Consider the following 25,526-nt stretch of genomic DNA (forward strand, 5'->3'; position numbering starts at 1 on the left):
AAGAAATTATGAACCTATCCTTTTTAGAAGAAAAAATAGCTGAATTAAAAGAAGCAGGAGTCTATAGGAAATTACCGGTATTAGAAGGTCCTAACGAGGCTGAGATAATTTTGAATGGTCAGAGGGTAATTAACTTATCTTCCAATAATTATCTCGGTTTTGCCAATCATCCAAAACTTAAAGAAGCAGCTATAGAAGCAGTAGAAAAATATGGTGTCGGTGCTGGTGCAGTTAGAACCATTGTCGGTAATATGGATCTTCACGAAGAATTAGAAAAGTTATTAGCTCAATTCAAAAGGGAAGAAGCGGTAATGGTATTTCAATCAGGGTTTAACTGTAATGCCGGTACCATTCAAGCTATTGTAGAGAGGGGAGACTTAATTGTTTCCGATGAACTGAACCATGCCAGTATCATAGATGGTTGTCGCTTAAGTAGCGCCGATAAGACAATCTATAAACACTGTGATATGGAAGATTTAGAAAGGGTACTTCAGGAAAATAGAGAAAAATACCGGAATGTATTGATTATTACCGATGGGGTATTCAGTATGGATGGAGACATTGCCCCATTACCAGAAATAGTTAAATTGGCAGAAAAATATAATGCTTTAACCTATGTCGATGATGCCCACGGTTCTGGAGTATTAGGGGAAAGTGGACGGGGAACAGTAGATCACTTTAACCTTCACGGGAAAGTTGACTTTACCATCGGTACCTTATCGAAGGCTATTGGAGTTATTGGTGGTTATGTTGCAGGTAGTGAAGTGATGAAAGATTGGTTACTACACCGAGGTAGACCCTTGCTCTTTAGTACATCTCTACCACCAGCAGCGGTGGCACCTATTATAGTGGCGATAAAAGAACTTATGAGAACAACGGAATATACTGAAAGATTGTGGGATAATGCCCGTTACTTTAAAGCTGGTTTACAAGAACTAGGATTTGACTTAGGTAAAAGCCAAACTCCAATTACCCCTGTGATAATCGGCAATGAAGCTAAAACGATGGAATTTAGTCGCAAACTCTTAGAAAAAGGGGTATTTGTATCTGGAATTGTATTCCCTACAGTTCCAAGGGGAACCGGTAGAGTTCGTTGTATGGTAACAGCAGGGCATACTAAAGAACAATTAGATAAAGCTATTGCTGTTTTTAAAGAAGTGGGACATCAGATGGGAATAATTTAGTTAAAAAATTTATCTAGGATGGGAACTTTTATAAAAAACAAATCGTCTAAAGGGTACCAATAAATGTAAGGAGGAGAATAAAATGAAAAGGAGCTTGTCCTTATTAATCATAACAATACTTCTTTTATCTGTTGCAGGTTGTACTGAACCCACCAGTTCCCATACTAGTAATCCCTTACCAACGGTAAATAATTTGGCTAACCTTAATAGATTGCTTAAAAACAGTCAGCGCTATTGGGGGATTAGATTTGGTGCAGAGATTGCTTTAGATACTGCTGAAAAACAATCAAACACCAGAGACCACTCGTCAACTAATGTTCAAGTAAAAGGTATTGACGAAGGAGATATTATTAAAATAGATGGTGAATATCTGTACGGAATTGTAGGTAGCGAAATAGTAATTGTTCGCCTTTATCCAATTGAGGAAGGGGAAATAGTAGGGAAAATAACTTTCAAGGAAAATTTCCTTCCCCAAGAATTGTATATTGATGGAGATAAACTAGTAGTAATAGGATATAAATACGACTATTCAACATATGATAGGCCAGTTTTCCACGGCAGATGGTTTTATTATAGTGATTTTACTCAAGTTTATGTCTATGATATATCTAACCACGGAAAACCAAAGCTCACTAGGGAATTAGAAGTAGAAGGTCATATTTTATCTACTAGGTTGAAAGATTCTTACCTTTATTTGATTACTAACAAATACCTATGGTATACGGAAATTTCAGGAAACCCTGCTCCTAGGTATAAAGACTCAGCTAAAGGGGATGAAGAAGAACAAAAAAAATTAGAAGAGATCTACTATTTCCCACAAGGAGAACTTTCAGGTTTTATCAATATAGTAGCCCTATCTATTCAAGATGACAAAAAAGAAGCTACGATAGAAACCTTTTTAGGTAATGGGCAAAATATCTACATGTCCCATGAAAATTTATACATCGCCCTTACCACTGATAATTCTACAATAATTCACAAATTTGCTATAGATAAACAAAATATTTCTTATAAAGGTCGAGGTAAAGTTTCAGGTTGGGTATTAAACCAATTTTCTATGGATGAATACGAAGGTTATTTCCGCATAGCAACTACTAGTCATCGGAATGAATCATTAAACAACCTTTACGTTCTTGATCAAAATATGAAGACAGTAGGTAAACTGGAAAATTTAGCACCTACTGAACGAATCTATGCCGCAAGATTTACCGGTGAAAAGGCATATCTTATAACCTTTGAAATAATCGACCCCTTATTTGTCATTGATTTACAAAATCCCAGAGCCCCTAAAGTGTTAGGTGAGTTAAAGATTCCGGGGTTTAGCAACTATCTACATCCCATTGATGAAAATCACCTCTTAGGAATAGGAAGGGATACAACGGTAACAAATATTTGGGGAAGGGAAATGGCTATAGAACTAGGTATAAGACTAACTATTTTTGATGTAACAGATCCTAATAATCCTAAAGAAAAATTTGTAGAAACTATTGGAGGCAGAGGAACCTATTCAGAAGCTTTATACAATCATAAAGCAGTATATTATCATAATAATCGTTTAGCATTTCCAGTTTGGGAAACAAAAGAAATTGTCAACTCTCCATCTGGAAGGGATTCAGCAGTATCAAGTATAGATTATAATATTTCTTTTATTGGAGCATATATCTATGAAATAAGTACTGATAATGGATTTAAATTAGGAGCTAAAATTTCTCATTTTACAGCAGAACAGATGGAAAATCTCCATGAAAAATGGTATATTGATTCTAGTATTAAGAGAATTGTCAGCATAGAAAATTATCTCTATTCAATTTCAGATACTGAAATTCAAATTCACGATATTTCTAATTATCAAACAGTTAAAACCATAAAAATTCAATAAGACAAAAGTTTAAAGCAAAGGGAGAAAATTTAATGGCATGCTTTATCTTATTTAAAAGATAAGGCATGCCTTAAATTCAATTTACATATATATAATAATATATTTTTTCGAGAGGTGATAGGATATGGAAAATATGATAAGGGCTATTAATTTATTCCATCAAGGAGAAAACTTTGAAGCATATAAATTTTTTGGTGCCCATCTTAATGGGGAAGGGGTTACCTTTACTTTATGGGCACCTAGGGCTAGAGCAGTGGAGGTTGTCGGTAATTTCAATAACTGGGATGGAAATAACCATAAAATGAATAAAATTTCAGAGGGTGTTTGGCAAATTTTTATCCCTGGTTTAAAAGAATGGGAAATATATAAATACAAAATTTTAACAGAGGATGGAAATACGATCTTAAAAGCAGATCCCTTTGCTTTTTATTCAGAATTAAGGCCAAATACTGCCTCAGTTATAGTAAATTGGAAAAATTATCAATGGGGAGACGGTAGATGGCAGGAAAGGAAAAATAAAATCGATGTATACCAAGGACCCCTTTCCATATATGAAGTCCATTTAGGGACTTGGAGAACTAAAAATGGTAATTTAATGAACTACCGAGAAATAGCCCATGAACTTGTTCCCTATGTTAAAGAAATGGGCTACACCCATATAGAACTTATGCCGGTAATGGAACATCCCTTTGATGGTTCTTGGGGTTATCAAGTAACTGGTTTTTTCAGTCCTACCAGTAGGTATGGTTCAATTAAAGACTTAAAATATTTTATCGACTACTGTCATCAAAATGAACTTGGTGTAATTTTAGATTGGGTACCTAGCCATTTTTGTCGGGATGACCATGGATTAAGGATGTTTGATGGTAGCCCTTGTTTTGAAAATGAAAATCCGAAAAAGGCAGATAACCCTCAATGGGGAACTAGTAATTTTGATTATGGAAAAGGAGAAGTTGTAAGTTTTCTGATATCCAATGCCCTTTATTGGTTAAAAGAATTTCACGCCGATGGTTTAAGGGTTGATGCTGTAGCTAATATACTTTACTTAGATTTTTGCAAGGGTCCCCAAGATTTTATTCCCAATAAATATGGGTCCAATGAAAACCTAGAAGGAATAGAGTTTTTAAAAAAATTAAACACAGTGGTTAAAAACCACAGTCCCAATAGTTTAATGATAGCTGAGGATTCTTCCACTTTCCCTAAAGTTACAGGTACTGTTGAAGAAGGGGGATTAGGTTTTACATACAAATGGAACCTTGGATGGATGAATGATACATTAAATTATATGGCCCATCCTTGGCCAAGGAAGGCTGAAAAACATCATCAAATGACCTTTTCTCTAACTTACAGTTTTTTTGAGAAATTTCTTTTGCCTTTATCCCATGACGAAGTTGTCCATTGTAAAAAATCCTTGATCGATAAAATGGATGGAGATTATTGGCAAAAATTTGCCGCTCTTAGGACATATTATGGTTTTCAATACACCCATCCAGGGAAAAAACTATTATTTATGGGGGGAGAATTTGGGCAATTTATTGAATGGCGAGATTACGAAGAATTGGAATGGCATTTACTAAGGTTTGACCTCCATAGAAAACTACAAATTTATGTTAAAGATTTAAACCATTTTTACCAAAAGGAAAAAACCCTTTGGGAATTAGATTACGGATGGGATGGTTTTCAATGGCTAGAGGCTGATGACAAAGAAAACAGTATTTATGTTTATCAAAGAAGGGATTTGGAAGGAAATGTTTTAGTGGTCATCTGTAACTTTACCCCTATAGTACACCATAGTTACAGTTTTGGAGTAATAACTAATGGAGTATATGAAGAAGAATTTAATAGTGATTTAGAGAAATATGGAGGATCAAACTTATATAATGGTATTCCCCTTACTACTTCAAATAACATTTTGACTGCCTTGATACCACCACTTGCCATTATTTGTTTAAAGTTGAAAAAATAGCATTACTCAGTTTCGGTATAAAAAAATTTCGAGAATAGATTAATTTGATGCAGGAAAATTTAAAAAATTGTAGAATATTACAGTGGTATTTTATTAGTAGGGGTGTATCACAGTGGAAATAAGTGAATCAAAAATTAAAAGATGTTGGAAAAATTATTATCTTTTTTTAATTGTAGTTTATATTCTTATATTTTCTCTAACTATAAATTTTATTTACAGGGGGTTAGATTCTAGGGAAAGGCATATAGAATACATAGTGGCATTAGATTTATATAAATTAACTTGGGATGAAATAAATTTGAATGTCAAGAATTATATTATACAACAAGACCATAAATTTTTAGAAGTATACAATTATATTATAGATAACGATAAAGATATAGAACTGATAAAAAAACTATTAGATTTAGGTTTAACTAATGATGAAGAAATATTAGTTGAAGAGTTAATCTATCTAGGCAATCAACTAAAAGTCTTAAATAACCAGGCAATTGAAGAAGTTGAGGAAGCAAATTCAATAAATAAGTCTCCAGGGTTAGTACCAGTACAAGTAAATTTCCCAAATATGACAATTTTTACGAAAGAGTATCTCTATATATTAGAACAACATAGGGAAAAAATGATTCAATTAAAAAACTCCGTTGAGACAAGAATGATAGAACAAACAAATAAAAGACTTCTTTATTTAAAAATTTTTTCTTATCCTATTATCGCAATAGCATCAATTCTCCCTGCATTTATAGCATACCACTATCAAAAAACGAAAAAATTTAATGAAAGATTACAAATAGAGAAAGGATTGCAATCAATTACTTTAGAAAATATCGGTGATGGAGTAATTGCAGTAGATAAAGCTGGATTAATTACCATTTTTAATCCGGCAGCCCAATCAATTACTGGTTATACTTCAGCTGAAGCTATAGGTAAGCCTATAAACGAAATAATAAAACATAAAGAGAAAAATAAACATTTTTGTAATGTATTTGTTGAAGGGATCGGTTGTGAAGAAAAAGATGATACTAGAAGATTTTGGATAGTGGATAAATCAGGGAAAGAAAAATATATAACTAAAATTTGCCGGCAAATTAACAATGAAAGTAGTCCAATAAATATTGTATTTACAATTAGAGACATTACAGAAAAAGTTCTAATGGATAGGGAAAAGGAGCTAAGCCAAAGATTAAATTCTTTAGGTCGTTTGGCAGGTGGAATAGCCCATGATTTTAATAACTCCTTAACCATTTTAGGAGGAAATATTGATCTTTTTACCCTTTATTTAAAATCAGAGAACACCACAAAGTTATTACCTATATTAAACAACTTAGGGGGAGAAGTTAAGAGGGCAAAACAGCTCACTAGTAAACTTTTAACCTTTGCCAGGGGTGGCATGCCCATAAAGGAACCCTATAATTTAGAAGTAATGGTTAAAGAAGGAATGGATAGAGCATTAAAGGATAGTAAGATTATACCAGTTTTTCAAAATGATAATAAAGATTTGCTAATAAATGCTGATTCCGCCCAGATGATAGAGGTTTTTGAAAATATTATAAAAAATGCCAAAGAAGCTATGAACCCTGAAACAGATACTTTATGGATAGAAATTTCTCAAATTGAAATCGAAGAAAATAAAGAATATTTAACTTCAGGAAAATATGGTTTGATTACTATAAAAAATGATGGTGAAGAAATTCCTGAAGATGTTTTACCTAATATTTTTGATCCATATTTTAGTACTAAAGGAAATGAAGGTTTAGGTTTATCAACTTGTTATTCTATAATTAAAAACCACGGTGGATATATTCGGGTACAATCAAATGAAAATTATACTGTATTTTATATTTATTTACCAATAATAGAAGAAAAAAGGGAAGAAATTGTCCAATCTTCCACTATTGAAAAAGAAAACCTCTCTATCTTGGTAATGGATGATGAAAAAAGTATTAGAGAAGTCTGTGAAAATTTACTAATAGAACTTGGACACAGGGTAGAGACAGTAGAAAATGGTGAGATGGCTATTGAAAAATATCGAATAAAATGGGAAGAAAATGATCCCTATGATTTGCTAATCTTAGATTTATATATAGTAAATGGTTTAGGTGGTAAAGAGACTTTAAAGGAAATATTAAAAATAAACCCTCAAGCCAAAGCTGTTGTTTCTAGTGGATATAGTGATGATGGGGTTATGGCAAATTATCAAGAATACGGATTTATAGGGGTTTTACGAAAACCTTATGATTATCAAAAATTAAAGGACTTAATTATTAAAATTCCATTAACATAATAAACTACCCCTTGCATAATCACTAAAAATAGTGATATAGTAAGGGGTAGTACTTTTTTATTACCTAGGAGGAATAAAAATGGAAAAAACTAGAGTTGTTATAGGAATGTCAGGTGGAGTAGATTCCTCTGTGGCAGCTTTGTTGTTGAAAGAACAGGGTTATGACGTCATAGGTATTTTTATGAAAAACTGGGAAGAAAAAGACGAGTTGGGAGTTTGTACTTCCACTAAAGATTATGAAGATGTGAGAAAAGTATGTGACCAAATAGGTATACCCTATTATACAGTGAATTTTCAAAAAGAGTACTGGGAAAGGGTTTTTCAGTATTTTCTAGATGAATATAGAAAAGGAAGGACTCCAAACCCCGATGTAATGTGTAATAAAGAAATCAAGTTTAAAGCTTTTCTAGATTATGCATTAAAGATTGGTGCTAAATATTTAGCCACTGGCCATTATGCCCAAATAGATTATATAGATGGTGAATATAAGTTAAAAAGGGGAGCTGATCCAAACAAAGATCAGACGTATTTTTTAAATACCTTAGGGCAACAAGAACTATCTAAAACCCTCTTTCCTATCGGACATTTGCATAAAAGTGAAGTTCGGGAAATTGCTAAAAAAGCAGGTTTAGCTACAGCAAATAAAAAAGATAGTACAGGAATCTGTTTTATAGGAGAGAAAAACTTTAAAGAATTTTTAAGCACCTATTTACCGGCAAAACCAGGGGAAATGAGGACATTATCCGGCGAATATAAAGGGAAACACGATGGATTAATGTACTATACCCTTGGACAGAGAAAGGGTTTAGGAATTGGTGGTTCAGGAAATGGCAAACCTTGGTTTGTTGTAGGTAAAGACCTGAAAAACAACATCCTTTATGTTGAGCAAGGGGATGACCATCCAAAACTGTATTCTAAGGGACTATATGCTACCGATATCAGTTTTGTGACTGATAAAGAAATGCCAAAGGAGTTTGAATGTACTGTAAAGGTGCGCTACCGACAAAAGGATCAACCTGCTACTGTATATTTAACAGGAAAAGATACTTGTAAGGTGATGTTCCATCAACCTATGAGGGCTGTCACCCCAGGTCAAGCGGTAGTTTTTTACAATGGTGAATATTGCCTTGGTGGAGGAATAATTGACGAAACAATTGAATAATTTTGGGGGAGGAATTAACTTGAAAAGAAATACAAAAAACAAAAATAATAAGAAGAAAATTATCTTAATTATTATAGCAGCTCTATTAATACCTTTTTTGATTTACGGAGGCTCTTTTGCATATAGGCTATATAGTCTTTACAGTTCAATTTATCAACCCATCGATGATGAAGATTTTGAACCAATAGATCCTAATGATTTACTAGATGATGAAGAAATAGATGGGGAAGATGTACCACTAGACCAAGTGGAAAAATATAAATATGAAGATGACAAATATTATAACAAAGAGCGTTCACCTAAAGATCCTAATAAACTCAATATCCTCCTCATCGGTGTAGATTCTAGAACCATTGGAGGAGTTGGTAGAGCTGATTCTATCATGGTGGTACAGTATAACAAAAGCACAAAAAAATCTGCAATTCTTTCCATACCTAGAGATACCTTTGTAAGAATACCGGGAAGAGGATACGATAAAATAAACCATTCCTTTGCTTTTGGTCGAACAAGGCTTCTAAAAGAAACAGTGGAGAACTACTTGGACATCCACATCGATCACTATGTCCAAGTAGATATGCAAAGCTTTGTTAAAGCAGTGGATACCATTGGTGGTATAACTGTTAATGTACCAGAAGATATGATTGATTATAATGATAACGTACTTTTTAGAAAAGGAACCCATCACATGAATGGGGAACAAGTATTGAGATATGTAGGTGCCCGTAAACTAAAATCTGGTGGTGGTAGTGACTTTGGCCGTATTCGCCGCCAACAACAGGTTATAGCTATAATTTTGAATAAAATTATAAAGGAATACTCTTTAAATCAAACTTTAAAGGTAATGGAAGATATTAGTCCTTATATCAGGACAGACATTACTCCGATGACGGTAATAAACAACTGGTCAGCCTTTACCAGTTTAAATGTAAATGAGATAAAGATGGAAACACTAACAGGAACAGGGTTTATCCACAATAGAGTATTTTATCTCCGTATCCCTGTTTCTGAAGCTAGGGAAAAAATGGCTAATTTAACAGAGTAAGCTTTTTACAGTAGCTCTATAGCTACTGTTCTTTTTTGGTATTTGTTATAAATAAATTTGTGATATAATTTATAATTATTTTAATAAAAAGAGGGGTTTATTAATGACTGATAAATTGAAGGTAATAATTGCTTGGTTATTAGTTTTTATTTGGATGGCTATAATCTTTTACTTTTCCAGTCAACAGGGTGAAGAATCCTCTGAATTAAGCTCAGGATTAGTTCAAGTAGTTGTTGAGATTACAGAAAAATTAGTACCTAACACGGTAAATAGGCTAGATTATAACACTCTTCATCATTTCATAAGGAAACAAGGTCATTTTTTCATCTATTTTATTTTAGGGATATTGACTAGCAATGCTTTAACATTATCTAGAGTAAAGGGACAAAAAAATATTTGGCTGTCACTGTCAGTATGTGTTATTTATGCTATAACAGATGAAGTTCATCAAGTATTCGTTCCAGGCCGAAGTGGAGAAGTTAGGGATGTTTTGATAGATAGTATTGGAGCTTTTGCAGGAATTGTCATATACAGAAATTTAAGGTTTTTAAAAAAAGGATTTTAAAGTTATAGCTAAGTTAACTTAGAAAATTTTTAAATCCATTTTTTGACGGATTATTTTTTTCTGTTTTTGCAGGAAAGGAAGGGATTTTGTCGAATTTATATTTAGTTATTATTCTAAGATTAGAACATAAGGGAAAAATTCTAATAAGTTGGTGTATATAAAACCTGTAAAAGTAAGAGTTAATAAGTACTTTTGTTGAAAAAAGTTGATAAAATAATCTTGTAATATAGGACTTTAGTTGATAAAATTGAACTTAGGTTAAACTTTGTTTAATTTGTTAATGGAAATATATTATTTTAGGAGGAGGTTAATTTGGAAACAGTAGTTTATACAGTCAATGAAGGTCTAAAAAAATTAGTTAAAACTTTGTTAACTACATTAGATAATTTAACAGTTGTTCAAAGAAAGATAACTTTAGTTATTATTGATATTATACTAATTCAATTTTCATTAATATTAGCTTTGTATTTAAAATACGGTGGTGGATTTACCTTATCTAGATTATCTACCTTTTTCCTTTACTCAGCGATTGTTACAACTATAATGATAGCATCTTTATATATCAACAACATATATAATAGTTTATGGAGATTTGCTAGTATAGAAGAGTTAATTTTAGTTTTTAAAGGAACTACATTAGGTACGATAGTTATAGGAATAATAGGAAGCTTATCTTATCTAAATTTTGAAGTAACATTAGTTATGATTTTTTACCTTTTAAATATGGCCTTTATTGGAGGATCTAGATTTTCTTATAGACTTTTAAGAAGAGCTTTTCAATCATATAAAAAAGATTGCCTGCCACCTACTAGGGTAATGGTAATTGGAGGTGGTGAAGCAGGGGCAATGCTAATAAAAGAATTATTACATAGTAGAGAAATTAATAAAAGACCAATAGCTATAATAGACGATAATCCTTGTAAAAAAAGTTGCTTAATTCATGGTATACCAGTAGTAGGGGACAGAAATGAAATCACTTCTAAAGCTAAAGAATTGGCCATTGATGAGATTATAGTTGCGATACCATCAGCCAATAAAAAAGAACTTAAAGAAATCCTTAACTTGTGTAAACAGACGAAATGTAAGATAAAAACATTACCTGGAATTTATGAAATAGTAGATGGTAAAGTAAGTGTAAGCCATATTAGAGATGTAGAGATAGAAGACTTACTAGGTAGAGAACCTGTAAGTGTTGATTTAAAAGAAATCAGTGGTTATTTAAAAGATCAAGTTGTATTGGTAACAGGGGGCGGTGGGTCAATTGGCTCAGAACTCTGTCGACAAATAGCTTCCTTTGAACCTAAACAGTTAATTATTTTAGATATTTACGAAAACAATGCCTATGAAATTCAACAAGAGCTTATTAGGAAATATAACAACAAAATTAATTTAGAGGTTATAATCGCTTCTATTAGAGATAAAAAGAGGATGGAATATATTTTCCAAACCTTTAGACCACAAATAGTATTCCATGCCGCTGCCCATAAACACGTACCTCTTATGGAAAAAAGCCCAACGGAAGCTATTGAAAACAACGTTTTCGGCACTTTAAATGTAGCCGAATGTGCAGATAAATTTGGTGCAAAAAGATTTATACTAATCTCAACTGATAAAGCAGTTAATCCTACAAACATTATGGGAGCGACAAAAAGATTAGCAGAAATGATTATTCAAACCTTAGATAAAAAAAGCAATACTAAATTTGCAGCTGTTCGTTTTGGTAATGTATTAGGAAGTAATGGTAGTGTGATACCTCTATTTAAAAAGCAAATAGCAGAGGGTGGACCGGTAACAGTTACACATCCAGAAATAAATCGCTATTTTATGACTATCCCGGAAGCTGTCCAACTAGTTATTCAAGCTGGGGCTATGGCTAAAGGGGGAGAAATCTTTGTATTGGATATGGGTGAACCGGTAAAAATAGTAGACCTTGCCTATGACCTAATTAAATTATCAGGTTTAGAGCCAAATGTTGATATAAAGATTGAGTTTACAGGATTAAGACCAGGAGAGAAACTCTATGAGGAATTACTGATGGCAGAAGAAGGACTGCAAAAAACTGAACACAATAAGATTTTTATAGGAAAACCTCTAGATCTAGATTTTAATAAACTTCACATGGAATTAACATTCTTAAGAAAAATTCTAATGGATGGAGAAGTAAATCAAATTACTCAACTAATGACTCAAATTGTACCTACTTACAAAAGGGTAGAAGGATTGTAAATATTATATCTATATAAAAAGACGTAAAGAAAGGGGCTAAGAATGATGAGTGTCCGTAAAGCAATTATACCAGCTGCAGGTTTAGGTACCCGTTTTTTACCTGCAACAAAGGCTCAGCCTAAAGAAATGCTGCCTATAGTTGATAAACCAACTCTGCAGTATATCATAGAAGAGGCTGTCCAATCGGGAATTGAAGAAATTTTGATTATAACAGGAAGAAATAAAAAAAGTATAGAGGATCATTTTGATAAATCAGTAGAACTGGAGTTAGAACTTGAAAGTAAAGGAAAACATGATTTATTAGAAGAAGTTAGAAGAATTTCAGATATGGTTAATATTCACTACATACGACAAAAAGAACCAAAGGGTCTTGGTCATGCAATTTATTGTGCTAAGAGTTTTATTGGAAATGAACCCTTTGCTGTTTTATTAGGGGATGATATCGTTTACCATCCAGAAAAACCTTGTTTAAAACAAGTGATTGAAGCTTATGAAGAATATAAAACTACAATTTTAGGGGTACAGGAAGTAGCTAGAGAAGATGTCAACAAATATGGCATCATCGATGGAAAACATATAGAAGATAGAGTTTATAAAGTAAAAGATTTAGTGGAAAAACCTACTGTAGAAGAAGCTCCCTCTAATGTAGCTATTTTAGGAAGATACATAATTAGTCCTGCAATCTTTGGAATACTAGAACATACAAAGCCGGGAAAAGGTGGAGAAATTCAACTTACTGATGCATTAAAGGAGTTAGCTCAAAAAGAAGCAATGTACGCTTATAATTTTGAAGGTAGAAGGTATGATGTTGGAGATAAATTAGGCTTTCTAGAAGCTACAGTAGATTTTGCCTTAAGGCGTGACGACTTAAGGGAAGGTTTCTTAAAATATCTTTTGACAAAGGTTAAAATTATTAATAAAACAGTTTTTGAAGAAGTAGCAATAAGTGATAATTAGGAGGTTAGCCAATGGAAAGAGAATATTACAATGAAGAAATAGAGATAAAAGAGATGATTTTTGTAATAGTAAAAAGATTAAAGTTAATATTATCGGTTATCATTTTGACCACTCTTTTTGGAATTATTTACTCGTTTATTTATAAAAATAATATAAAATTAAATATAGCTATATCTTTTGTTTTAGGTTGTATGTTAAGTGTATTTATTGTTTTTATGATTGAGTATTTTAAAAATACCATTAACTTTAAATCAGATGTAATAAAACATTTAGGATTAAAAGTTATTGGTGTAATTCCAAGATTGCCAGAAAGTAAAAATGCAATAGAGAATAAATTTGTTTTTGAATGTATTAATATGATTATAAGTAATCTTAACATAAATTTTAACAGCAAAGTATTAACTTTTACTAGTTCTGGTCCAGAAGAGGGTACTACAAAAACTATTCTTAATATTGGAAAACTACTTGCTAAAAGAGGCAAGAAAGTTGTTCTATTAGATTGCAATTTAAGAAATCCCAAAATTCACGAAAACTTTAACTTATATAATGATAATGGACTTATAGAGATAATTAAAGAAAATGTTAACTATAGTGAAAGTGATATTTGTAAAAAAACAAATATAGATAATTTATGGTTTATAAATTCTGGTGTAAATACAGATAATCCGTTAAAAATATTAGAGTCAGAGAAGTTAAGAGAATTTATCGATTATTTAAGGGATAATTTTGATTATATTTTAATTGATACTCCTCCTGTATCTATTGTTACCGATGCTTTAATTTTATCTAATATTTCTGATGGAACTATATTAATTTGTGCATCGGAAAAATCTGAGATAGAATTGGCAAAAAGAAGTGTAGATTTATTAAAAGAAGTAAAAGCTAATATAGTTGGAGTTATTTTAACTAATGTAAGTAAATATAACCCTGAGAAATATTATAAATTTGAAAAATCAGTGTATTATAAATCGTAAAAAAGAAAAAGGGCTATCGGGAAGTAGTTAATTATATACTTTCCCCGACAGTCCTTTTCATTTTATTCAACTGGAAACTTTTCGATAGAGCCTACTGTCTTTTGTAGTATTAGAATAGCATCTGACACATCAATTCTGCCATCACCATTAACATCTCCAACTTTATATAAAAGATCTGACTTAGGATAATCTCCTACGATATATCTTAAAATGATAATAGCATCACTGACATTAACATTACCATCACCATTAACATCACCGAATTTATGTAGGTATACAGTCCACTCTCTAATACTACCATCAATACCTGTAACTTTATAAATAACTGGTTTAGAAAAATCATTGATTGTTTTTCCACTTTCTTGTAGAACATTATTAACTTCTGCCTTAGCTCCTTCAGACAATTGGAAAGAAGCTATTAATTTTGTAAGATCTGTTTTAGCTGGCATTTTTATAGATACAGTGTTGTTTTCATTATCGATAATTGTATTGCCAATTTGATTTGGAATGCTAAAACTAATTATTTTTGTCAACTGTTCAGATGGATCAATTGCACCAGATCCATCTCCAGGTTTAGGGGGAAGGGGAGGAACATCGGTATTTAAATGGGTTAAAGTTGTACCTACGAAGTAAAAGGCAAGAATTTGATCATATGTTTTGTTATGGGCTGCTGCCATTTGTTGAGCACCCCTTTGGCTCATACCTACACCATGGCCGAACCGTCCTGCAGTTATGTAAAAACCGCCTTCAGTTTGTTCTACTCCCCTCATCCTTGTGTTAGAACTTAAATAAGGGTGTTCGTTAGTAAACCCATTGCCAGCTGGGATCATTAATTGGATGGATACATCTAAATCCCTTTGTTCAACAGTTTCTAATTCATATTGGATAGTAATATTAGCATTGGCTGTTACGTAATTTCTACTTCCGGTTCCTGGCCACCTTTCTAAACCATTCTCTAAATTGTTAACAGAGATTATTTTAATATCATTAGCTTTTTCAATAGGTATACCTAATTTTTCAAGCTCAATAAAAGCTTGTTTTTGTAAGTCATAAAGGACTGGATTGGCATATAAGTATTTACCATTAGGAATCACCAAGGACAAAGTTCCTGAGATATAGGCTTCTTTCCCTTGATAGAGGATTTTATGCCAAGTTTGACCTATCTCATTTTGTAATGTATCTATCCATTGAAAAGCACTATATAGTGGAGCTGTACCTAAAATAGAATGATTAGTCCCAGGGCCAGAACGTATATTGACATTACTATTAGTCTTTACAACTATTACTGCACTATCACCTGGTAAAGATATGGCTTTATGTTCAGAATCTTCTACTTGTTTTGGTACATAAAATCTATGATAGATACTTTGTGGATTTTCTAAGTCATAAGGGTCATCTTTTTGAACAAGATACGGCAAACTAGCGTTGACACTGGAGCCACCACCCCATGCGTTCCCTGGAAGCTCAGTTTGTCCACCATTTGAAGCTGAATAAAAGGTGTCGATAATAACACCATTGTAGGTGAGGACTTGTCCCTTTGTTTCATTAACTGCTTGAATAACCCTACCGAAAGCAGGGTTATATCCCCGATAAACTTGATGCTGTGGTGTATCTAAAATATCAAAATCTGAACTGGAACTTGCTGACATAATTTTTTTAATAGCATAGCCTCTGGCGGCAACTGCTTGGGCCTTTAAAGCTTCTAGAGGGAAAGAATTACCCATTTCATAAGCTACAACTCCATAAAGATACTGTTCTAAAGGAACATGATTTACTACCCTTAAATTCTTCGTTTGGGTATTTACAGTAAAGCGGATATTCCCTAAATAGGGAACATCTCCATGATCTGTACCTCTAACTGTTAAAATACTGTCTTCAGAATGCCTTACAAAGGTTAATGAATTTCCAACTATTTTATCAACATTAGGTCCTAATATTCTTACTCTGTTATCTGAAGTAACAGAAATAAAATAATTTCCATTTGCTAAAGAAATAGATGGATCTTCCGAAATAGAATAAACCCCATTGATAGTAATAGGGACAGTTGAATTATTTATAGAGATAAGTACTCTGATAATACTGTAATCCTTAGCGGCATAAACGGGAAAATAAGGGACTAAAAAATACGTTAGCACTACTAATAGGACAAAAATAGAAATTCTTTTTAATAATTTATTCATTCCTCTCCCCCCAATATAATTCCTTTATATTTTAATGATAAAGTGAAAGGCTAAATAAGTCAATTAAATTAAAATATTTATTTTTAGGACAAAAGCACTAGATATATTCTAGCCCTTGACAAAAAGTTCAGATTTGGTAAATTAATATTAGCACTCTTTTCTTTAGAGTGCTAACTATTTTGTAGGAAGGAGTGTAAGTGATGGTAAAAAAAGAATTTAAAGCAGAGTCCAAGAGATTGTTGGATTTGATGATCAACTCTATTTACACTAATAAAGAAATCTTCCTAAGAGAGCTTATCTCCAATGCCAGTGATGCCATTGATAAAATGTATTATAAAGCTTTAACAGATGAAAACATTACTTTTAATAAGGATGATTACTACATTAAAGTTATTCCTGATAAAACTAATAGAACATTAACTATTTTTGATACAGGAATAGGTATGACAAAGGAAGAGTTAGAGGAAAACTTAGGTACTATTGCTAAAAGTGGTTCTTTCGATTTTAAAAAAGAAATTGAATTGAAGGATGGTTATGATATTATTGGCCAATTTGGAGTAGGATTTTATTCAGCCTTTATGGTTGCCGATACTGTAACTGTCATTAGTAAAGCCTTTGGTGAAAATCAAGGATACAAATGGGAATCATCGGGAGCTGATGGCTATACCATTGAACCCTATGAAAAAGAACTAGTAGGTACTGAAATAATCCTTAAATTAAAAGAAAATACCGATGATGAAAATTATGACGAGTTTTTAGAAGAGTGGAAACTTAAAAGTATTATTAAGAAATACTCTGATTTTATTAGATACCCAATTAAAATGGATATTAAAAAGGAAGTTGAAAAAGAGGGGAAAAAAGGAGAATACGAAGAAGTAATTGAAGAGCAAACAATAAATAGTATGGTTCCCCTTTGGAGGAAAAATAAAAATGAATTAACTCCAGAAGACTATGAGAATTTTTATAGAGAAAAACGATATGGTTTTGATAAACCTTTAAAATATATACATATGACAGTCGATGGTGCCATACGCTTCAACTCAATTTTATATATACCGGAACATGTACCCTATGATTTTTACACCAAAGACTATGAAAAAGGTTTAGAACTTTATTCTAAAGGGATCTTAATAATGAATAAATGTCCTGATTTGTTACCAGACTACTTTAGTTTTGTTAAGGGTATGGTGGATTCTGAAGACCTCTCTTTAAATATCTCTAGGGAAATCCTTCAACAAGATAGGCAGTTAAGGATAATAGCCAAAAGGATTAAAGATAAAATAAAGAATGAACTATTAGGATTATTGAAAACTGATAGGGAAAAATATGAAAAGTTCTTCAAAAGTTTTGGCCGTCAACTTAAATACGGGGTTTATGAAAACTTTGGTCAAAACAAAGAAGATTTACAAGATTTGTTGATGTTTTACTCATCTACAGAAAAGAAACTAGTAACATTAGAAGAATACATCTCAAGGATGAAGGAAGAACAAAAATATATCTATTATGCTAGTGGTGAATCTGTAGAAAGAATCGAGAAAATGCCTCAAATAGAAGTCTTAAAGGAAAAAGGTTATGAAATTTTATTCTTTACCGATGATGTTGATGAATTTGCTATCTGGATGTTATTTAGTTACAAAGATAAAGAATTTAAATCTGTCTCTTCCGGTGATTTAGGTATTGAAGAATTGGATAAACAAGGAGAAGAAAAGGAAGAAGAGGCAATCTTTAAAGCCATCAAAGAATTACTAGGAAATAAAGTTAAAGCTGTAAAACCTTCTAAAATCCTAAAAACCCATCCTGTTTGTTTGACAGCAGAAGGTAATATTTCTATAGAAATGGAAAAAATCCTGGCCAATTTACCTAACAATCCCGAAATAAAAGCACAGAGGGTTTTAGAAATCAATACTAATCATAAAGTATTCCAAAAATTAAAAGATACCTATAATAATAACAAAGAGAAATTTGATTTATATGTAAAGGTTCTCTATAATCAAGCATTATTAATAGAAGGATTACCTATAGAAGATCCAGTTGAATATACAAATAATGTTTGTGAACTTATTTTTTAAAAGTGCCTTCAAAGGCACTTTTTTTAATAAAAAACCTTGATTAGAACATATGTTCTTGTTATAATATAAATAATAAATTAAAAAGGAGATGGAGGGTGTGGAGTTATTACTAAAAGAAATTCTGACAGAAGTTAGGGGCATAAAAGTTGATGTATCGGGGTTAAAGGAATATATGTCTAATCTTAAAAACGATATGACGGGATTAAAACAAGATGTAGCTAATCTAAAAGATGATGTAACGGGATTGAAACAAGACGTAGCTAATCTAAAAGATGATGTAACGGGATTGAAACAAGACGTAGCTAATCTAAAAGATGATGTAACGGGATTGAAAAGAGATGTTGCTAATTTAAAAGACGATGTATCTGGTTTGAAACAAGATGTTACTATTTTAAAAGATCATGTTGCTGAACTTAAGACAGATATGAATTTAGTTAAAGCAAATATTACAGTTCTCAATACTGATATTGATGTTATTAAAGGAAATATAGTGCAATTACAGCAAGGTTTTACCCGTTTAGAAAAACAACAATTACAATTTGCTGAGAAACAAATTCAAATGGATAAAAAGTTAGATATTATATATATGCAAACAGCAAATTTAACTGAATTTAAAACAAATCTAAGTAAGAATATCGACTATTTGCTGCTTGAAAATGCCAAAATAAAAAGGGAAATCCACTTTATTAAAGAATCAATAAACAAATAAAATTTCAATCCTAACTGGATTGATTTTTTTTATAACTTGTAATTTATTAGCAAAAAATGTAATATAAAAATATACTAATTATTAGAGGTGATTTATATGGCTGTTTTAATTACTGGAGGGGCAGGGTATATCGGCTGCCATACTGTTAAGTATTTTTTAGAACAAGGGGAAGAAGTAGTAGTTGTAGATAACTTACAAACTGGCTATAAAGAGGCAATTAGGGGAGTTAAATTATACCAAGGAGATATCCGGGATAAAGATTTTTTGAAGGAAGTTTTCCGAAAAGAGAATATCGATGGAATAATCCACTTTGCTGCCAATTCCTTAGTAGCTGAAAGTATGGTAAAACCCTATGAGTACTATCACAACAACGTTTATGGAACATTATGTCTATTAGAAGTAATGAAGGAATGTGATGTAAAAAAAATCGTCTTTTCTTCAACGGCTGCTACCTATGGTGAACCTCAAAATATCCCAATATTAGAAGATGACCGGACTAATCCTACAAACACCTATGGTGAAACTAAGTTAGCTATGGAAAAAATGATGAAATGGTTTGATAAAGCCTATGGAATAAAGTACGTTTCCTTAAGATACTTTAATGCCGCTGGTGCCGATCAAAGTGGTACAATTGGGGAATACCACATGCCAGAAAGTCACTTAATTCCCCTAATTTTACAAGTACCCCTTGGAAAAAGGGAAGAAGTATATATTTTCGGTGATGACTATCCTACAAAGGATGGAACTTGTATTAGGGACTATATCCATGTAGTAGATTTAGCTGCTGCCCACCATTTAGCTTTAGAATATTTGAGAAAGGGAAATCCTAGTGATATTTTCAATTTAGGAAATGGCAATGGTTATTCTGTAAAAGAAGTTATAGAAGTTGCAAGAAAAGTTACTGGCCATCCTTTACCGGCAGTTGTCAAAGAAAGAAGGGATGGAGATCCTGCTGTTTTAATCGCTTCTTCGGAAAAAGCTAAAAAAGTATTAGGTTGGCAACCTAAATATTATCAACTAGAAAAAATAATCGCCGATGCTTGGAATTGGCACAGTAAAAATCCCAATGGATATAATTCATAGGTGAAACATGGCTACAATTAAAGATATTGCCAAAAAGGCAGGAGTTTCTCCTTCCACCGTATCCCGGGTATTAAATAATGACCCTTCATTAAATGTAACTCTTGAAACAAAAAGAAGAATTATGGAAATAGCAGAAGAATTGCAGTACACAAAAATGGTAAAATCTCCATTGCAAAAAAAATACGGAAAACCTGTAATTGGGATTTATCAATGGTTTTCCCAAAGTAGCGAAATGTTAAGTCCCTATTACCTGGCAATTAGGATGGGCATTGAACAACAATGCCATCTTAATAACATTGAAGTTAAAACCATCTTCAAAGGTGATAGTAGGTCATCTATCGATTCCTTCAGTGGTGTAGATGGAATAATAGCCATCGGTAAATACTCGGAGGAAGAAGTAAAAAATTTAGCCCAATATAGTAAAAATCTGATTTTCGTCGATAGTTCTCCCGACGATAAGGTGTTTAGTTCAGTTGTTATTGATTTTTATAAAGCGGTAAAAGAGGTCCTCTATTATTTCAAAGATATAGGTTACCAAAATATCGCCTTTTTAGGTGGCAGAGAAACAGTAGGAGATGGTATATCTATCATCGACAGTAGAGAAAAGTACTTTAAAGAGATTATGAAAGAACTCAATTTATTTAATGAAGAGCTAATTAAGATAGGTTCCTTTACCTACGAATCTGGGTATAAAATGGCATTAGAGCTATTAGAAGAAAATAAAGAAATCCATGGAATTTTTGCCGCAAATGATGCAATAGCCATTGGAGCTATAAAGGCAATAGGGGAAAAGGGCCTCCAAATTCCTAAAAACATTGGAATCATTGGTTTTGACGATATTCCCGCTGCCCCTTATGTTACTCCTCCTTTATCGACAATAAGGGTTCATAAAGAATACATGGGCTTAACAGCAGTTAAATTGTTGATGGAACAATTGCTTGAAGGAGTTAATATACCTAAAAAAGTAATTATACCTACAGAATTAGTATTAAGGGAAACTACCCCATAACTACTCTACAGGAATAAAAGTAATAGAAAGATAAGCAAGGATTGTTAACTTCACAGTCCTTGCTTTTATTTTTCTTAATTTGCATAAAATTTTGCATTGACCATTTAGTAAAAGTTTACTAAAATGTATTTAGAATATTTTTTAAAAACAGGAGGACCTAATAATGTTAAAAGTGGATGATTTAAAAGAAAAGTTTTGGCAAATTTTCGGAAGGGATGAAGAATTGCAGGTCTTTTTTGCCCCTGGGAGGGTAAATATCATTGGAGAACACATCGATTATAACGGAGGATTAGTTTTTCCCTGTGCTATTCATCTAGGGACTTATTTGGTCTTGAGAAAAAGGGATGATAATAAAGTATTTGCTTATTCTGCTAATTTCCCCCAAAAAGGAATAATTGAAGAAGATTTATCTAATTTACAATATAATCCTTCTAGAGGTTGGTTTAACTATGTAACGGGGATCTTTTATACATTACAAGAAAAAGGCTATCCATTAAGACATGGTTTTGATTTATACTTTTATGGAGATTTGCCTAATGGTGCGGGATTGTCTTCCTCTGCTTCTATAGAACTGGTAACAGCCTATGCTTTAAATAAAATATACTCCTTAGGAATTGACAAAGTAGAACTAGCTAAACTTTGCCAGGAATCGGAAAATAGATACAATGGAGTGAATTGTGGGATAATGGACCAATTTTCCGTAGGGATGGGAAAAAAGGATCATGGTATCCTGTTAAATTGCAATACCCTTGATTATGAATACATACCCTTTGAATTAAAAGATCAATCCCTTGTCATAATCAACAGTAATGTCCAGCGGAGTTTAGCAGATTCTAAATACAACGAAAGGCGGAGAAGTTGTGAAAAAGCTCTAAAAATTTTACAAAGACACTTAGAAATATCCCATCTTTGTGAAGTTACCCCAAGGGAATGGGAAGATTTACAAAGGTTAATCGATGACGAAGAAACGAAAAAAAGGGCAAATCACGCCATTATGGAAAATCAAAGGGTTAAAGATGCAGTAGAAGCTTTAAAAAAGGAGGATTTAAAAAAATTAGGGAATCTATTATACAAATCCCACTATTCATTACAAAAAGATTACGAAGTAAGTGTTGAACAACTAGACTTACTAGTAGAATTAGCAAAAGACTATCCCGGAGTTTGGGGGGCAAGGCTTACAGGGGCAGGTTTTGGTGGTTGTACAATCAATATTGTTGATGACCAAAGGGTAGAAGGATTTATTCAATTCATAGCGGAAAATTACCATAAAAAAACAGGGTTAAAACCCAGTAGTTATATTACCAAAATTTATGAAGGAGTTAAAGAATTAGAAAAATAGAGGTGGTGACAATGTGTTAGAACTATCTATTGAAAAACTATTGCTATTTGGAAAAAGTAGAGGTTTTTTTAAAGAAGAAGATGAGAGGTATGTGAGAAATAGGATTTTAGAAATCTTAGATTATCACGATTATTCACTACCGGAAAACATCATCCCTAAATTACTCCCCGATGAAGGTAAAGAAGATATTTTAGCAGAAATTATCCAGTGGGCAGTAGATAGGGGAATAATCGAAAGTGATTCCTCCCTCTATAGTGATATGTTAGATTCTGCCTTAATGGGAGCTATGCTCCCTAGACCATCGGAGGTTATCGAAAATTTTAATGACCGCTATCGCCAATCCCCTAAAGAGGCCACCGATTATCTATATAACTTGAGTATCGATAGTAATTATATCCGGAAAAGTAGAACAGATAAAAATATTAGCTGGGTCCATAACTGCCAATATGGTGATATCCAGATAACCATCAATATATCCAAGCCAGAAAAGGATATTAAAGAAATCCAAGCTGAAAAAAATGCTCCTAAAACCGGCTATCCCTTATGTCTCCTTTGTCCTGAAAATGAAGGTTACAAAGGAAGATTAAATCACCCGGCAAGGCAAAACTTAAGGATTATCCCTTTAATTTTAGGGGGAGAAAAATGGTTTTTCCAGTATTCACCATATTTATATTATGATGAACATTGTATTTTATTAAACGAAAAACACACCCCTATGGTGATAGAGGAAAAGACCATTATCAAAATGTTAGATTTCTTAGACCTTTTTCCCCATTATTTCGTAGGTTCCAATGCCGATTTACCTATTGTCGGTGGTTCTATTTTACACCACGATCATTTTCAAGGGGGAAATTATACCTTTCCAATGGAAAGGGCTCCATTGAAGAAGAAATTATCCTTTCCCCTTTATCCTAATGTTAAAGGTGGTATCTTAAAATGGCCCCTATCGGTGATCCGACTAGAAAGTAATGATAGAAAGGCTTTGCAAACTATAGCTGGGGAAATCATAGAGGCTTGGAGAAGTTACAGTGACGAAAAGGCAGAAATTTTACCCTTTACCAAAACTGAACCCCACAATACGATAACTCCCATTGCCAGGATTGCCAATGGCTGTTATCAACTGGATTTAGTTTTGCGAAATAATCGCTGTAATGAATTCTACCCTGAAGGAATTTTTCACCCCCATCGAGAAATTCACAATATAAAGAAAGAAAATATAGGACTAATTGAAGTGATGGGACTGGCGGTTTTACCTGGCCGGTTAGTAAAAGAAATGGAACTAATAGAGAGATATTTACTTCAAAGGGAGATTACCCTGGAAGAACAAAAGTTACTGGATAAACACCTGGATTTTTGTAAAGAAATAGCGGAAAAATACCCTAAAATCGAAGAGAAGGAATTAAAAACCATCATTAAAAAAGAAATAGGGGAGAAGTTTGTAGAAGCTTTAAAACATTCAGGGGTTTATAAAGATGACCAAAGGGGATTGAAACACTTTATAAAATTCATTTCATCTATAGGGGGAGTTGTCCTTGAAAATTGATAAAAGTTTTTATGGAGAGGTGGAAGGTAGGAAGGTCTTTCAGTATTCCCTAAAAAATTCAACTGGAACAGAGCTGATAGTTTTAAATTATGGTGCTATAATCAACAAATTATTACTCCGGGATAGAAAGGGAGAATTAGCCAATGTAGTTTTAACACTACCGGATTTAGAATCTTACCAAAAAAATCCCCATTACCTAGGTTGTGTTATAGGTAGATATGCTGGAAGAATTAGAAAGGGCCAAATAGTCATCGATAATCAAAATTATCAACTTTCCCAAAATGAAGGGGAAAACACCTTACACGGCGGATTTCTTGGTTTTGGAAGGGTAATTTGGGAGGCAGAAACAAGGGTTTTAGGAGACTATGGAGAAATCCATTTGACTTATCGAAGTCCCCATGGGGAAGAAGGGTTTCAGGGAAATTTAAATTTGACCGTTATCTATCGATTAAATGAAAGGGATAATTTAGAAATAACTTATAGAGGAATTAGTGATAGAAATACCTGTCTTTCACCGACTAATCACAGTTATTTCAACCTTTCTGGAAAAGTTCAATCTGTAGAAGAGGATTATTTAAAAATCTACAGTAACCAGGTTTTAAAAAGTAGGGAAGATTTAACAGCTGAGAAAGATTTGGTAACTATAGAAGAATTAAACATTCAAGGACCTTATATTAAAATCAAAGAATACATGGATCTTTTAGAAAAAATTAGTAATTTCCGGGGTATAGATCACACCTTTTATGTAGGGGATAAAGGGGGAGAATTGGTAAAAATCGCCGATTATTACCATCAACCTAGTGGCCGGCTACTAGAAGTTTATACTAATCATCCCTATATCAACATCTATTCTGGGAATTTCCTCAACCCTTCTGTAACTTTAGAGGGGGGATCCAGGGCAGTGGCCTATGGTGGAATCTGTTTTGAAACCTGTGAGCAACCTAATGCACCCCATTGGGGGTTAGGTATTCTACCTCAAGGTGTCCTTTATCAAAAAAAATGTCTTTATAAATTTAGTGTAAAAGGTAATGTAAAAAGTTCTATGAAAAAATAGATTAAATACCACACGAACAGATTAGCATAAAGAAAAATAACGTAATCGCTCTTGACAAACAGTCTTAAAAGGCTAATTCAAAGATAACAAGGGCGAAGGGAACAAAAGAAAGGCATAACAAATAAGCCCTTGACGTTACCAATTTTAGCCTTTTAAGACTTCGGTTTGTCAAGAGTTCGCAAGCCGATTACTAGTTCCTGCCCGGGCTCTGCTAAACAAAAGCTAGGCTGTTTCTTCTGTAATCCATTGTTGGGCTAATTTAATAAGTTTTGCCCACTTTGCAGGCATAGTAGGAAGGTTACTA

At 32.8% G+C, this 25,526-nt stretch carries 18 protein-coding genes; 17 read left to right on the forward strand and 1 reads right to left on the reverse strand.

Annotated features, from left to right (window positions below; all coding sequences use genetic code 11):
• Positions 1–8 precede the first annotated feature (8 nt).
• The 10 genes from BMX60_RS04465 to BMX60_RS04510 all read left to right on the forward strand — a co-directional run bounded on the left by BMX60_RS04465 (position 9) and on the right by BMX60_RS04510 (position 14,236).
• Positions 9–1,184 (forward strand): glycine C-acetyltransferase, encoded by a 1,176-nt coding sequence (locus BMX60_RS04465; protein ID WP_091349571.1) that lies wholly within the window; start codon positions 9–11, stop codon positions 1,182–1,184.
• 82 nt (positions 1,185–1,266) lie between these two features.
• Complete coding sequence (locus tag BMX60_RS04470; protein WP_091349574.1) at positions 1,267–3,063, forward strand: beta-propeller domain-containing protein; 1,797 nt, start codon at positions 1,267–1,269, stop codon at positions 3,061–3,063.
• A gap of 124 nt (positions 3,064–3,187) precedes the next feature.
• Positions 3,188–5,029 (forward strand): 1,4-alpha-glucan branching protein GlgB, encoded by a 1,842-nt coding sequence (gene glgB / locus BMX60_RS04475; protein WP_091349577.1) that lies wholly within the window; start codon positions 3,188–3,190, stop codon positions 5,027–5,029.
• A 112-nt stretch (positions 5,030–5,141) separates the two neighbouring features.
• Complete coding sequence (locus tag BMX60_RS04480) at positions 5,142–7,310, forward strand: hybrid sensor histidine kinase/response regulator (RefSeq protein ID WP_091349580.1); 2,169 nt, start codon at positions 5,142–5,144, stop codon at positions 7,308–7,310.
• Between the two features lie 79 nt (positions 7,311–7,389).
• The gene (gene mnmA, locus BMX60_RS04485) at positions 7,390–8,472 is read left to right on the forward strand and encodes a tRNA 2-thiouridine(34) synthase MnmA (protein WP_091349582.1); all 1,083 of its coding nucleotides are present in this window, start codon (positions 7,390–7,392) and stop codon (positions 8,470–8,472) included.
• 19 nt (positions 8,473–8,491) lie between these two features.
• Complete coding sequence (locus tag BMX60_RS04490) at positions 8,492–9,514, forward strand: LCP family protein (protein WP_143055898.1); 1,023 nt, start codon at positions 8,492–8,494, stop codon at positions 9,512–9,514.
• A 103-nt stretch (positions 9,515–9,617) separates the two neighbouring features.
• On the forward strand, positions 9,618–10,079 hold the full coding sequence (locus BMX60_RS04495; RefSeq protein WP_091349587.1) for a VanZ family protein: 462 nt from the start codon (positions 9,618–9,620) through the stop codon (positions 10,077–10,079).
• Positions 10,080–10,445: 366 nt separating this feature from the next.
• On the forward strand, positions 10,446–12,305 hold the full coding sequence (locus BMX60_RS04500) for a polysaccharide biosynthesis protein (protein WP_091349618.1): 1,860 nt from the start codon (positions 10,446–10,448) through the stop codon (positions 12,303–12,305).
• A gap of 45 nt (positions 12,306–12,350) precedes the next feature.
• The gene (gene galU, locus BMX60_RS04505; RefSeq protein WP_091349590.1) at positions 12,351–13,262 is read left to right on the forward strand and encodes a UTP--glucose-1-phosphate uridylyltransferase GalU; all 912 of its coding nucleotides are present in this window, start codon (positions 12,351–12,353) and stop codon (positions 13,260–13,262) included.
• 11 nt (positions 13,263–13,273) lie between these two features.
• The gene (locus BMX60_RS04510; RefSeq protein WP_091349594.1) at positions 13,274–14,236 is read left to right on the forward strand and encodes a polysaccharide biosynthesis tyrosine autokinase; all 963 of its coding nucleotides are present in this window, start codon (positions 13,274–13,276) and stop codon (positions 14,234–14,236) included.
• A gap of 62 nt (positions 14,237–14,298) precedes the next feature.
• On the opposite strand, the gene BMX60_RS04515 is transcribed toward BMX60_RS04510, so the two are convergent.
• Positions 14,299–16,416, reverse strand: coding sequence for a SpoIID/LytB domain-containing protein (locus BMX60_RS04515; protein WP_091349597.1), 2,118 nt, complete (start codon positions 16,414–16,416; stop codon positions 14,299–14,301).
• Between the two features lie 200 nt (positions 16,417–16,616).
• Here BMX60_RS04515 and htpG point away from each other — a divergent pair, with 200 nt between their 5' ends.
• The 7 genes from htpG (at position 16,617) to BMX60_RS04550 (ending at position 25,222) form a co-directional block, all read left to right on the forward strand.
• Positions 16,617–18,485: a molecular chaperone HtpG gene (gene htpG, locus BMX60_RS04520; RefSeq protein WP_091349600.1), complete on the forward strand. Its 1,869-nt coding sequence runs from the start codon at positions 16,617–16,619 to the stop codon at positions 18,483–18,485.
• A gap of 97 nt (positions 18,486–18,582) precedes the next feature.
• Positions 18,583–19,194: a hypothetical protein gene (locus BMX60_RS04525; RefSeq protein ID WP_091349604.1), complete on the forward strand. Its 612-nt coding sequence runs from the start codon at positions 18,583–18,585 to the stop codon at positions 19,192–19,194.
• A 96-nt stretch (positions 19,195–19,290) separates the two neighbouring features.
• Positions 19,291–20,277 (forward strand): UDP-glucose 4-epimerase GalE, encoded by a 987-nt coding sequence (gene galE, locus BMX60_RS04530; protein WP_091349606.1) that lies wholly within the window; start codon positions 19,291–19,293, stop codon positions 20,275–20,277.
• Between the two features lie 7 nt (positions 20,278–20,284).
• Positions 20,285–21,286, forward strand: coding sequence for a LacI family DNA-binding transcriptional regulator (locus BMX60_RS04535; protein WP_091349608.1), 1,002 nt, complete (start codon positions 20,285–20,287; stop codon positions 21,284–21,286).
• Between the two features lie 163 nt (positions 21,287–21,449).
• Positions 21,450–22,625 carry a galactokinase gene (locus BMX60_RS04540; protein ID WP_091349610.1) on the forward strand — a complete coding sequence of 392 codons (1,176 nt, stop codon included), beginning with the start codon at positions 21,450–21,452 and terminating at the stop codon, positions 22,623–22,625.
• A 13-nt stretch (positions 22,626–22,638) separates the two neighbouring features.
• Entirely contained in the window at positions 22,639–24,168 is a 1,530-nt protein-coding gene (locus BMX60_RS04545) for a UDP-glucose--hexose-1-phosphate uridylyltransferase (protein WP_091349612.1), read from the forward strand.
• Positions 24,158–25,222 (forward strand): aldose epimerase family protein, encoded by a 1,065-nt coding sequence (locus tag BMX60_RS04550; protein ID WP_177159700.1) that lies wholly within the window; start codon positions 24,158–24,160, stop codon positions 25,220–25,222. Before BMX60_RS04545 ends, BMX60_RS04550 begins: the two co-directional genes overlap by 11 nt.
• Positions 25,223–25,526: the final 304 nt, after the last annotated feature.

Origin of the sequence: Anaerobranca gottschalkii DSM 13577 (genome assembly GCF_900111575.1) — a bacterium.
In the GTDB taxonomy this organism is placed as follows: Bacteria; Bacillota; Proteinivoracia; order Proteinivoracales; family Proteinivoracaceae; genus Anaerobranca; species Anaerobranca gottschalkii.